Genomic DNA, 12,423 nt, shown 5'->3' on the forward strand with positions numbered 1-12,423 from the left:
GCTCAACGTGAGCCCTTCCGCGTCCCGACTCACCCAGCCCTGCCGGCGCAGCTCCCGCTCCAGATCGCGCAACCGCCGGACGTCGTCCGCCGCGTCCCGCCCCAGCGTGCGGGCCACCGCTTCGACGTCCACGTCGTCCAGGGTCGCCCCCGGGTGCTCCTGGTCGAAATGGTCCAACAGGTCGTCCAGCTCGCCGATCTCACCCAACGCCCCGGCCGCGTCGGCGTAGCCCAGCGGTTGCTCGCCCCGGACCCGCTCGCCGCGCCCCCACCGCAGGTCAGGGCGCAACGCCCGGAGGTTCTCGTCGAGCGCTGACAACTCCCCGGCGAGGCGGTCACCGAGCGACTGCTGCATCAGACCGGCCAACTCGGCGCGCTGCCGGTCGGACAGCGAGTTCATCAAGCGCTCACCCGCCGCCGAACGGCGGGCCAACACGTCGATCAACTCGTCGACGGTCTCCGGCTTCTCCGGGAAGAAGTCGCCGTGCCGACGCATGAACTCGGCGAACGCGTCGGTGGTGTCCTCCGCGCGACCGTGCCGAGCCAGCAGGTCGTTCAGGTCGCCCATCATCTCGGCGAGCCGCTGCTGGGCGGCCGGGTCGGCGGACGCCCGCACGGCGTCACGCAGCCCGGCGAAGCGCTGACCGAGCACGTCGTCGCGGAGTTGGTCGAGAATCTGCTGGTACGAGCGGCGGGCGTCGTCGCTGGCCCACTGGTAACCGGACAGCTCCTCCACCGCCCGCGCTGTCGAGCGGGGCAGGTTGTCCAGCACCGACTCGGCGAACCGCGCGGCGTCGTCGTCACGGCCACGAAGCTCGTCCCGCTCGGCGGCGAGAGCCTGGTCCAGCAGGGCCTGGGCCCTGGTCACCGCGCCGTCCAGGTCGCCGCGACGCAGCGCCTCCCGGCGCAGCCGTCGAGCCCGGGCGGCCAGGTCGTCCAGCCCACCCCGCCCCTTGGGGCCACGGCGCAGCAGGTCACGCAACGCCTCTCGCAGGCTGCCGCCGGCCAGCACCTCGGCGCCGACCGCGTCCACCGCCTCCCGCACGTCGTACGGGGGTGCCAGCGGGTCGGGCCCGCCGGTCCACTGCCCGTACCGGAACCGATTGCCGGCCATGGTCAGCCCCGGCCGCCGTAGACGGTGCGCCCGGAGTCGGTGACGTCCTTGCCGAGCCGGCGGGTCAGGTGCAGCCCTTCCAGCACGAACTCGACGGCAGCCGCCGCCTCCTCCGGCGTGGGCGCGTCGCCCAGGCCGAGCCGGTCGAGGACCTTCGCCAGACCGGGCACGGTGCCGACCTGCCGCAGCAGTTCGGCGGCGCCGACCAGCTCACCGGTCTCGATCGCCACCCCGTCTCCGACGAGCGCCGTGAAACCGGACAGGTCCAGCCCGGACAGGTGCGCCCGGAACGTCTCGGCGGTCGCGGTACGCAGCAGGTGCGCGAGGATCTCGATCTCCCGCCCCTCCTCGCCGCTCTCGAACTCCACCTTGCCGCGCAGGGTGCTGGTCACCGACACGGCGTCGCCGACCCGGGCCACCGCCGCCTCGGGGCGGCCCTCCTGGTCACCGATGGCGGCGAGCAGGCCGGCGCGGCGCAGCGCGGCACCGGCGACGGTCTCGGCGGCGGCGATCGCGAACCGGGCCGAGACGCCGGAGCGCGGGTCCACCGACGGCGACTCCCGTACGGCCCGAGCGAAGCGGGCCAGGACCTCCAGCACGTGCTCCGGCACGTCGGCGACCAGGTCGGCCTCCTGCCGGATCAACGCCAACTCGAGGTCCAGGTCGACCGGGTAGTGGGTGCGGATCTCGGCGCCGAACCGGTCCTTGAGCGGAGTGATGATCCGACCCCGGTTGGTGTAGTCCTCCGGGTTGGCGCTGGCGACGAGGAGCAGGTCCAGGGGAAGCCGCAGCTGGTAGCCGCGGACCTGGATGTCCCGCTCCTCCAGCACGTTGAGCAGGGCCACCTGGATCCGCTCGGCCAGGTCGGGCAGCTCGTTGACGGCGAAGATGCCGCGGTTGGTGCGGGGCACCAACCCGAAGTGGATGGTTTCCGGGTCGCCGAGGGTGCGGCCCTGCGCGATCCGGATCGGGTCGACGTCACCGATCAGGTCGCCGACGCTGGTGTCCGGGGTGGCGAGCTTCTCGCCGTACCGCATCGAGCGGTGCAGCCAGCCGACCGGCTGGTCGTCACCGGCCTCGGCGACCTGGGCACGCGACGCCGGCGTGAGCGGGTGCATCGGGTGCTCGTTGAGCACCGAGCCGGGGATGACGGGCGTCCACTCGTCGAGGAGCGCGCCGAGCGAGCGGATCAGTCGGGTCTTGCCCTGACCGCGCTCGCCGAGCAGCACCATGTCGTGCCCGGCGAGCAGTGCCCGCTCGACCTCGGGCAGCACGCTGTCGTCGTAACCGACGATGCCGGGGAAACGGGTGTCGCCGGAGCGCATCCGGGCGAGGAGGTTGTCGCGGAGTTCCTGCTTGACGGTGCGGTATTGGTGACCGGCCGCCCGTAGCGCGCCGAGCGTGCTGGGCAGGTCGGCCGGTGGAACCGGGATTACCTGGTTAGGCGCAGTCACCCGACCCACGCTAGCTCACGCCGGAGTCGACCCACGCCAATACGGAAAGTGATATCCGAGACGCCCTCTGGATGCGCCGATCGGCGGGCTGTGGCACGTGGTTCCCGCCCCTATACTCACGGTTAGCTCCGCCGCTACGGCCGCCGCACAATGGTCGTGACCGACGGGGTCACGGCCCGGCCATCCGATGGTCAACCTCTCCCGGCGCGGAGGTGCGGTGCTGTACTTCTTCCTCAGTTACGCGAGGGGCGACGAGGACGCACTGGTCCAACGTCTTTACGAGGATCTCAGCGCAGAGGTACGGCTGATCGCGGGTTTACCCCGCGACGAGCGGGTCGGTTTCGTGGATCGGACCATCCTGCTGGGCGAGCGGTGGCCGCAGCGGCTGGTCGAGGCGCTGAGCACGTGCCGGTCCTTCCTTGCTCTGATGACACCGAGGTATTTCCAGAGCGAGGCCTGCGGTCAGGAGTGGCAGATCTTCGCCGACCGCACTGCCCGCTTCGACCAGCAGAACGGCGTGGACAGCTCACTCCTCAAGCCGCTGATGTGGATTCCGGCCCGACCCGGCCGCATCCATCCGGTCGCGTCCCCGCTGCAATATTCCTCCCACAGCCTCGGTGACCTCTATCAGCGGCTGGGGGTCCGGCAGTTGATGCGGCTCCAGCGGCACAGCGACGACTACCGCACGTTCCTCTTCGAACTGGCCAACCAGATCGTGTCCAGTGTGGAGGAGCACCCGCTGCCGGACGTCCAACGCTCCATCGATCTCCGGTCCATCGTCAGCGCGTTCCACCGCCCCGCGGGTGCCGGGCAACTCACGGCGGACGTCGACCAGTTCGCGCCGATGCTGGTCCACTTCATCGTCGCGGCGTCGCACCGGGACGAGATGGGCACGGTACGCCAACACGTGAACACCTACGGCGACCGCGCGTTGGCCTGGGCACCGTACGGACCGCCGTTCCCCGATCCGGTCGTCGACTACGCGCGTGAGATCGCCGCCGACCACAGCTACCGGTCGACTGTCGTGGACCTGACCGAGCTGGCCCGCCGCGCCGAACAGGCGGCCCGTTACAACCAGATCATGGTGCTGATCGTCGACGCCTGGCTGACCCGCCTGCCCGAGCAGCGGCAGTCGCTGACCGCCCATGCCGCCGCCGCCCTGCGCGACGGTGGCACCACGGCGGTGCTGATCCCGAGCAGTCGTGACGACACCGAGACCCGAGAGCACTGGCAGTCACTGTCCCGCGCGTGTCGGGAGATCTTCGACGAGTTGGCCTCGGACGACGAGCTGTACCGATCCAACATCCTCACCCACCGCGCCTTCCAGGAGGAGCTGCCGGAGGTGCTGGAGGTCGCCCGTAACCGGGTGTTCAGCCGAGGAGCGGTGCACCGGCCTCCGGGCCCCGCCACCGACTCCCGACCACCACGCATCGACGGGCCCTGGGGGGCGGAAGGCGACGACACCGCAGCGGAGGACGGCCGTGACGACGAGCGCTGACCCGGGCATCACCGGCGACGGTGTCGAGGGTCGAATCATCACGTTCTACTCGTACAAGGGCGGCACCGGCCGCACCATGGCGCTCGCCAACGTGGCCTGGATCCTGGCGTCCAACGGGTACCGGGTGCTCGCTGTCGACTGGGACCTGGAGTCCCCCGGTCTGCACAAGTATTTCCACCCGTTCCTCCTCGACAAGGACCTGCGGACCTCGACCGGGGTCATCGACATGGTCCGCGACTACGCCGAGGCTGTCGTTCGGCCGTTGGAGGAGACGGAGGACGAGGACTGGCTGGGCAGCGCGGCCGACGTGCTGCATCACGCCGTCTCGCTGCATTGGGACTTCCCCGCTCCCGCCGCGGCCGTCCGGCCGTCGGCGGGTCCGATTGCACGGGGCAGTCTGGACCTCCTGCCGGCCGGCAGACAGGACACGGCGTACACGAAGGCCGTCAGCACGTTCGACTGGCAGGCGTTCTTCGAGAAGTTGGGCGGCAACAGCTTCCTGGACGCGCTGGCCGCCAGCATGCGGGAGCACTACGACTACGTGCTGATCGACAGCCGCACCGGTGTCAGCGACGGCGCCGGCATCTGCACCGTGCGACTGCCCGATGCCGTGGTGACCTCGTTCACGCTCAACGACCAGAGCATCGACGGAGCTGCCGGCGTCACCCGCTCCATCATCCGACAACGCGGCGACCGACCGATCCGGATCCTGCCGGTGCCCATGCGGGTCGACAACGCCGAGCAGCTCAAGTTGGAAGCGGGGCGTGACCACGCCCGCCGCCGCTTCGCGCCGCTGCTGCCTCGCACCTCACCTGAGGAGAGCGACAGGTACTGGGGCGAGATCGAGATTCCCTACCAGCCCTACTACGCGTACGAGGAGATCCTGGCGGGGTTCGGCGACCGGGCCCACCACGAGGGCACCCTGCTCGCCGCCTACGAGCGACTCGCCAGGGCGATCACCGAGAACGCCGTCGACAGCCTGCCGCCGATGGAGGATCGGCTGCGCCGCCAGTGGTTGGCCAAGTTCGAGCGGCAGCGCGTCTCCGGGGCGACACCCGACGTGTTCATCAGCTATGTCTCGCTCGACCGGTCCTGGGCCGAGTGGGTCCGCGACGAGCTCCGTTCGGCAGGCCTGCACACGGTGATGCGGGAGGTCGACTTCCCGGCCAGCCCTGGTGGCGGGGCGGCGACGGCCGTCGGTTTCAAGGACGCCGCCCGGCTGGTGGTGCTGCTGTCCCAGGAATACATGCAGTCGCCGAACGCCGGCGAGTTGTGGTCCCAGGCCACCACCTACGAGGCGGGCAGCGGCGGAAACTTCCTGGTGCCCGTCCGGCTGGACAATTCCCGCGCGCCGGCGGTGTTCCTGGAGCGGGTCCCGGTGGACCTGGTGGGCGCCACCGAGGAGGAGGCCGCCAGCCGGTTGCTCGAAGCACTGGACCACCCCGCCCGCCCGGCGACCGACCCGGAGGGCGCCGGGCAACGCCGACGGTTCCCGGGCAACGAACCCCCGGTCTGGAGGGTGCCGTTGCCGCGTAACGTCCAGTTCGTCGGCCGCAGCCCGCTCCTGGAGGAGATGCGCGACTGGCTGTCGTCGGCCGAGGCCCGGCACACCCCGCTCGCGCTGCACGGTCTGGGCGGCGTCGGCAAGAGCCAGATCGCCCTGGAGTACGCCTACCGCTTCCGCGCCGAGTACGACGTCGTCTGGTGGATCTCCGCACAGCAGCCAAGCGTGATGCGGCTCGCTCTGGCCTCGCTCGCCGACCGGCTGGCCGCCAAGGCGGACACGCCACTCGGGGGCAACGTCGCCGAGCGGGTCCAGTGGGTGCTGGACGCCCTGCGTCGGGGCGACCCGTACCGGCGGTGGCTGTTGGTGCTGGACAACGCCGACGACCCCGCCGAGTTGCACGACCTGATGCCGCAGGGCCCCGGGCACGTCCTCGTCACCACGCGCAACCACGTCTGGGCGCGGCACGCCCGCAACTTCGAGGTGGGCGCCTTCGACCGGGCGGAGAGCACCACCTTGCTCCGTCGCCGGATCCCCCGCCTGCCCCTGACCGACGCGGAGATGGTCGCCGCGCGCCTGGGTGACCTGCCGCTCGCCGTGGAACAGGCCGGGGCGTGGCTGGCGACCACCGGCGAGTCGGCCACCCAGTACCTGCGGCGGCTACGCCGTTACCTGCCCGGCATGCTCTCCGACGAGTTGCCCAACGACTATCGGCAGACCGGCGCGGAGCCGTGGCTCGTCTCGCTGGAGAGCCTGCGGGAGCGCAACCCGGCTGCGGCGAAGCTGCTGGAGGTCTGCGCGTTCTTCGCCGCCGAGCCGATCCCGATGTCGCTCCTCTACGACGACAGCTTCATCAACGTGCTGCTCCCCTACGATCCCTCGGTTCGCGATCCCCTGCTCATGGGGCGCGCGTTGCGGGATGTCGGCCGATACTCGTTGGCCCGCATCGACAACGTGCGCGGACGCACCTCGGACCGCGGTGACGACGGCAACCAGGCCAGCCTGCGCATGCACCCACTGGTGCAGGAGCTGATCCGGGAGTCTCTGTCCGACGAGGTCAAGGCGGAGAACCGGCGTCACGTGCACGCGATCCTCGCCGCCGCCAACCCGAAGGACCCCGACCAGCCCCGCAACTGGCCGATCTACGCCGACCTCTGGCCCCACCTGCTGCCGTCGAAGACGCTCAACTCACCGCAGCCGGAGGTTCGGCAACTGTTGCTGGACGTGGCCCGGTACATGTGGACCCGGGTCGACTTCGCCACCTGCTCCGAGCTGGCCGAGAAGGCGATCGAGGCGTGGCGGGCGGAGCACGGCGCGGACGACCCGCCGACCCAGATGATGCGCTTCCACCTCGCCAACGCGCTGCGCCTCGAAGCGCAGTACCAGGCCGCGTACGACATCGACCAGGACGTGTACGAGCGGCTCTCCGACACTCTCGGCGAGAACCACGAGTACACGGTGATCGTGGCCGGCAGCCTCGCCGCGGACCTGCGCGCGCTGGGGTTCTTCGAACGGGCGCGCGAGTTGGACACCCGGACGGAGGAGTTGGCCCGCGAGGTGTTCGGCGAGGAGCACTCGCGGGCGCTGATCGCCGCGCACAACCTGGCCCTGTCGCTGCGTCTGGTCGGCGACCTGCGCGGGGCGTTGCGGCTCAACGAGCGCACGTTGACCCGCCGCCGCGACACCCTCGGGCCGATGCACCCGTTCACCCTCTTCTCCGAGGGGCAGTACGGCCGGGACCTCCGCGACACCGGCGACCTCACCGAGTCCCGACGGGTCCTGGAGGCGGCCGTGCAGGCGGACCGGCAGGTGCTCGGCGAGGAGGACAGCGAGACCCTACGGGTGACCAAGAGCTACGCGGTGACCCTGCGGAAGCTGGGCGAGTTCGAGCGGGCCCACGCGTTGAGCGCTGACGTGCTGGTCCGTTCCCGCCGCCGGCACGGTCCCGATCATCCGGACGTGCAGGCCGCCGCGATGAATCTGGCCTGTGACGAGTCCGCCCTGGAGGACGACGCGGGCGCGCTCCGCCGGGCGCGCCCGGTGTACCGCTGGTATCGGGACGCGATGGGCGAGGACCATCTGTTCACCCTGGCGTACGGCAACAACCTGGCCATCTTCCTGCGGAAGGCCGGGGATCTGGACGCGGCGTTCGCGTTGTCCGACGAGGTCGTCAACCGGTTCACCGAGCAGATCGGTGCCGACCACCCGTACACGCTGGCCGCGAACATCAACCTCGCCAACTGTTGGTACGGGCGCCGGGAGTTCGCGGCGGCCCTCGCCACCGACCAGGACTGCTACGAGCGGGCCCAGCGCATCCTCGGCCCGTCGCACCCGGACACTCTGGCGGTGGCGAACAACCTGGCCACGAGTTTGAGTGTCGCCGGGGACCACCGAGGCGCCCGCGCCCTGCGCGACTCGGTGATGCCTCTCTTCCGCCGTGTCCTGGGGGAGCACCACCCGAACACCATCGCTCTGGTCGAGGCGAACCGCCTCAACTGCGATCTGGAACCGCCACCGACGTGACCGAGGGTTCTCCGTCGGGTTCGATGCCCGGTGCCGGCACGCAGGTCACCGGCGCGAGCCACCGGGACAACTCCAACGGGTCCTCCGGGTGCCCGTCCGTACGCAGCTGCCGGTACACCGCGCGGCACAGCTCGGGGTCGGCCCCGGCGGTCTTCTGCGCCGCCGTCAACCGCTGCTCGGCGAGGGCCAGTCCGACCCAGGCGGACAGCAGTTCCGGGTCGGCGCACACCTGCCGGCGATAGCTCTCGCGCGCGGCGAGGTCATCCCCGGCGGCGAGGGCAAGGTCCCCGTCGGACGCCGTGGGCAGTGCGTCGACGAGGCGTTCCGCGCCGGTACGCAGCCGCGTGAACCGCTCCGGATCGGTCAGCCGCAGCCGGACCAGGTCGAGCCGCGGGCTGAGGCTCAGCCAACGGCCGTCGGCCGGCTCCACCCGCAGCACGACGGTGACGGCGGGGCACGGCAGTCCGGCCGAACGCGCGGCGGCGAGCTGGTGTACGACGTGTGGGTCCGGTCGGCGGTTCCGCAGCCGCCAGACCGTCCAGTGGTCCTCGGCGGCCTCCCGGGCGAGTTCGGCCGCTCCCTGATCCACCGGGTCCCGCCAGTCGTCGATGACCCGCCGCAGGCCGGCGACGAATTCGCGGCCGGCGGCGGTCAGACGGCCGAACGACTCGATGTCCGCGCAGGTGCGGGACACCCGGTCGCGCCAACGGGCGAACTCCACCTCGGCCATCCGGGCCGGGCCGCCGGTGAGCAGCGCGCGACGACCCCGCCAGAACTCGGTCACCGCGATGAAGGCGTAGACGCCCTGGAGGGCTGCCCCAAGGGGGCGCGGGTCGTCGCGCCAGGGTGCGTAGTAGTACCGGCTGTCGTCGCGGTCGTAGAGGGGTTCGACGTCGAGCGTCGCACCGAGTTTGGCGTGCTGGAACTCGTGCAGCAGGCCGAGCGCGAACGCCTGCCCGTCGATCGGACGGGTCATCGAGACCGAGCCGAAGGCATCCATGCTGGTGACGTTGACCCCGGCGCTGACCGAGTCGGCCACCAGCGGCACGAGCCAGCCCAGTCCTTCGGCGATCGCCTCGGCGTGCCGGCGGTGGTGGCGTACCAGGATCGGCCACGCGTCGTCGAGCAGCCGTTGCCACTCGGCGACCTCGGCGGGTGTGAGCCGGTCGGCGGCGCAGAGCCGGTGCCGGTCCCGGTACGGGTCGAGATCGTCGAGGGTGATCCGCAGCGTCAGTCCGTCGGCCGTGCTGCGGAGTCGGTGCAGGCCGGACCAGCCGGCGTTCTCCGCGCCCGGCCCCGGGTCCGACGGAGAGGCCGGTGACACCTCGACCGGCCCGATCAGGAGTCGCGAGCCCACCCGCGAGATGGTCACCCGCTGCGCGTCCCCGACCCGCGCCAGCCCGAGCGTGGGCAGGTAGACGGCGCCGTCGCGCGGCACGACGCTGAGCTCGAAGTCCATTCCCGCGCGGAGGGCCGCCACCGCGGCGAGTGACCCGAGCGCTGTCAACTCGGCTTCGACGGGCGCTCCGGACGCCGCCCGCACCACCAATCCGCCGGTCGTACGGCCGGCTGCCGCCTCGGACGCCGGTGCGGACGGCATCGGCGTACGCAGTCGCCGGAGCGCGCTGGCCAACCAGGCGCCGGTGTGCGGCAGGGCCAACACCGTCGGCCCCGCCTCGGGTGACCGGCCGGCCGCCGTCGCCCAGAGCCCGAAGTGCCGGCGGGTCTCCTCCGAATCCACTGTGTCGAGCAGGACGCGCAACTGGAGCATGCGTTTGCTCACCTGGCCGTCGCGCAGCAGTCGGATGGTCCGCTGGTCACCGAGGCCAGCCGCGAGCGCCGCGAGGTCGTCGGGGGTGAGCCGGTGGTATCCCGTCACGACCGCCCCCGGGGCATGGCTGCCAGATCCGCTCGTAGGCGTCGCTCGACGTGGGCGATGAGGTGCAGAAGGTCGGGACAGTAGACGGACGGGTTGGTGAAGCTTCCCGCCCGGTACCGGTGCGGATAGTTGCCGGCACCGCAGACCCGGTGCACCGGGCACGTACGGCAGGTGGCGGCGAGCGCGTCCACCCCCATCTGGCGGGCGACGACAGCGGGGTGGTGCAGCACGTCGTCGAAGGTGTCGGTGAACACGGTCAGGTCGGTGCCGACCGCGCCGGGGTAGGTGGAGCGCAGCGTGTCGACCTGCTCGTACGCCCCGTCGGTGTTGATCACCACGGCGGCCACGGGGCTCAGCCCGAGGGACTCCGTTCGGCTGCGCCCGCCGAACAGCAGGTTGATGAGTTCCTCGAAGAGTCGGACCCGGGTCAGTCGGGGCGAGGTGTCGTACCAGGCGTCGAAGGCCGCCGCCAACCAGGTGCCGTAGGGGCTCGGGTCCGTACCTCGCCGTGGCGGCGGCGCCTCCCAGTTGGCGTGCGGGAGCAGGAAGTCCACCATCGGCGGCCGGTACGACAGCAACGCCTCGTAGGTCTGTCGGGGGTCGGCGGCGAGGTCCACGACGCAGAGCACGCCCGCGTACGCGTCGGGCCGCTCGGCGAGCAGGCGCAGGGCCCGGTCGACCTCGTCGTAGCTGCTGCGGCCCGACGCGTACCGCCGGTGCCTGTCGTTCGCCGTCCGGTCGCCGTCGAGGCTCACGCCGATCCGCACCTGGGCGTCGGCGAGCACTGTGAGGGCGTGTCGGGTCAGGAGGGTGCCGTTGGTCTGCACGGTGATCTGAGCCTGCGACGGGGCGAGTGCCTCCCGGAGTCGGCTCGCCATCCGGACCAGGTTGGGAGCGCCGACCAGGAGCGGTTCGCCGCCGTGCAGGACGATCCGTACGGCGGTCTGTCGGTGGGCGTGGACGTGTTCGCGTATCCGCTCGCAGGCGTGGTCGAAGACGTCCGGCGCCATCAGCAGCGGGTCGGCGAGGGCGCTGCGGTCCGCCAGTTCGTACATGTAGCAGTAGTCGCAGGCCAGATTGCACCGGCTGTGGACCTTGAGGATGAACTCCGAGAACGGGACGGGCCGTGGGCGGGTGGACAGGCCGCCCTCGGCTACCGTGGCGGCCCCCATCGAGCCGCGCCCGCCACCCGGCATCCTCACATCGCCGAGTTCCACCCGGCGACCGCCTCCTGCGGGCGATCGATCTCGTCGAGAATTCGGCGCAACGAGTGGGCGAACACCGACTGGTCCAGCTCCTGAAGGTCGGCGAGGCTCACCTCGCTGAGATCCACGAGGGTGCCCTGAGGTGCGCCATCGGTCGTATCCATCATGATCCGTCCACCCGCGAAAAGGACTCGCGCCCGAGTGAGCAATGAATTGTGCGGAAGCCGCCGGGCCGAGACCCGTCACCACGCCGACCCCGCCGACGAACCGGGTCATCCTAGCGGCCGCACGCTGTTTGCGCGGTGGGTCGGGCGGGTCATCCGGTTCAACGCCACAGTGCGGCCCGCAGACATTGTTCTCGGCCATCCGTCCATGGAAAATCCGGCGTCCGGACGGGAAGGACCATCGATCCGGTAGCTGGCTACGGCGACACGTGTGGTCAGTCCCGACCGCAGCGCCGGCAGGTTCCACGGCGGCGCAGGTGGTACGCGTAGGCGGCCCCGCCGAGCGCCACACCCCAGAGTGGCCAGAGCAGCATCGGCGCCCCGGTCAGGCTGAGCCCGCCGGTGAGTTCCCAGAACTTCGGGTTGCTGAGCAGTCCCAGCGAGGCCGCGGTCACGGAGATGGCGACCACTGTGGCGGGCAGCACGGCCAGCTTCACCGGCACCCGCCGGCCGGCGAGGCCGAGCATCCAGCGCGGGAACCGCTCGCCCCAGCGCTGCACCAGCCCAAGGGTGAGGATCGCGCCGACGGTGGCGAACGCGGCCAGCCCGAACCCGGCCCAGACCAGCCCGGTGTCCTGCATCTCGGTGAGGAACTCGCGGGAGATGCCGAGCGGGATGCCGGCCGCCCAGGCGAACCGGGTCAACGCGTACGTCAGCGGGATGGCCGCGGCGATGCCCACGGCCCACCGACCCCAGCGGGTGGCGGCGGCCGGGGTGGTCCACCGTCGGCCGGTGTCGGCGCGACCGCAGCCGACGCAGGCCCCGGCGGTACGGCGCTGCCAGGCGAGCACCGCACCGGCCAGTAGCAGCCCGCCGGCCAGCGCCGCGAACCGGGCGAACAGCGCCCAGTTGAAGACGTCGGCGTAGTCGACCGGCGGCCAGCCGAACGGCGCCCCGACGATCAGTATCGGCAGGTAGCCGAGGACGACCAGCACTCGGACGTCCGGCACGACCAGGACGAGCGCGCACGCCACCGCCCAGCCGTAGCCGGCGAGCAGCGCCCGCAGCGGGCCGGGCGGGCGC

The 12,423-nt window shown here is 71.4% G+C and carries 7 protein-coding genes and 1 pseudogene; 2 read left to right on the plus strand and 6 right to left on the minus strand.

All coding sequences use genetic code 11. From position 1 onward, the window contains the following. Both ACWCO3_RS22605 and ACWCO3_RS22610 read right to left on the minus strand, forming a co-directional pair. Nucleotides 1-1,113 (minus strand): annotated as a pseudogene (locus ACWCO3_RS22605) (hypothetical protein); the annotation flags it as partial. A 2-nt stretch (nt 1,114-1,115) separates the two neighbouring features. Then, nucleotides 1,116-2,576, minus strand: a complete 1,461-nt coding sequence (locus ACWCO3_RS22610; protein ID WP_450011866.1) for a magnesium chelatase — start codon at nt 2,574-2,576, stop codon at nt 1,116-1,118. Nucleotides 2,577-2,784: 208 nt separating this feature from the next. Here ACWCO3_RS22610 and ACWCO3_RS22615 point away from each other — a divergent pair, with 208 nt between their 5' ends. Beyond that, on the plus strand, nt 2,785-4,065 hold the full coding sequence (locus ACWCO3_RS22615) for a TIR-like protein FxsC (protein ID WP_167524921.1): 1,281 nt from the start codon (nt 2,785-2,787) through the stop codon (nt 4,063-4,065). Further along, nucleotides 4,049-8,092, plus strand: coding sequence for an FxSxx-COOH system tetratricopeptide repeat protein (gene fxsT, locus ACWCO3_RS22620; RefSeq protein ID WP_450011868.1), 4,044 nt, complete (start codon nt 4,049-4,051; stop codon nt 8,090-8,092). The genes ACWCO3_RS22615 and fxsT overlap by 17 nt, the downstream gene beginning before the upstream one ends. Here fxsT and ACWCO3_RS22625 read toward each other — a convergent pair. From ACWCO3_RS22625 to ACWCO3_RS22640, 4 genes are all read right to left on the minus strand, one after another. Beyond that, nucleotides 8,061-9,971 (minus strand): HEXXH motif domain-containing protein, encoded by a 1,911-nt coding sequence (locus ACWCO3_RS22625; RefSeq protein ID WP_450011870.1) that lies wholly within the window; start codon nt 9,969-9,971, stop codon nt 8,061-8,063. The genes fxsT and ACWCO3_RS22625 overlap by 32 nt on opposite strands. Continuing rightward, nucleotides 9,968-11,188 (minus strand): FxsB family cyclophane-forming radical SAM/SPASM peptide maturase, encoded by a 1,221-nt coding sequence (locus tag ACWCO3_RS22630; RefSeq protein ID WP_450011872.1) that lies wholly within the window; start codon nt 11,186-11,188, stop codon nt 9,968-9,970. The genes ACWCO3_RS22625 and ACWCO3_RS22630 overlap by 4 nt, the downstream gene beginning before the upstream one ends. Next, nucleotides 11,170-11,340: an FxSxx-COOH cyclophane-containing RiPP peptide gene (gene fxsA / locus ACWCO3_RS22635; RefSeq protein ID WP_231924423.1), complete on the minus strand. Its 171-nt coding sequence runs from the start codon at nt 11,338-11,340 to the stop codon at nt 11,170-11,172. Before fxsA ends, ACWCO3_RS22630 begins: the two co-directional genes overlap by 19 nt. A gap of 275 nt (nt 11,341-11,615) precedes the next feature. Then, nucleotides 11,616-12,423 (minus strand): hypothetical protein (locus tag ACWCO3_RS22640; protein WP_450011874.1); only part of this gene is annotated, 808 nt, incomplete at its 5' end.

This window comes from Micromonospora sp. NPDC002411 (genome assembly GCF_053592955.1).

Excerpts from the sequence above, each read along its gene's own strand:
- fxsA (WP_231924423.1), bottom strand. The coding sequence starts at position 11,340 with ATGGATACGACCGATGGCGCACCTCAGGGCACCCTCGTGGATCTCAGC.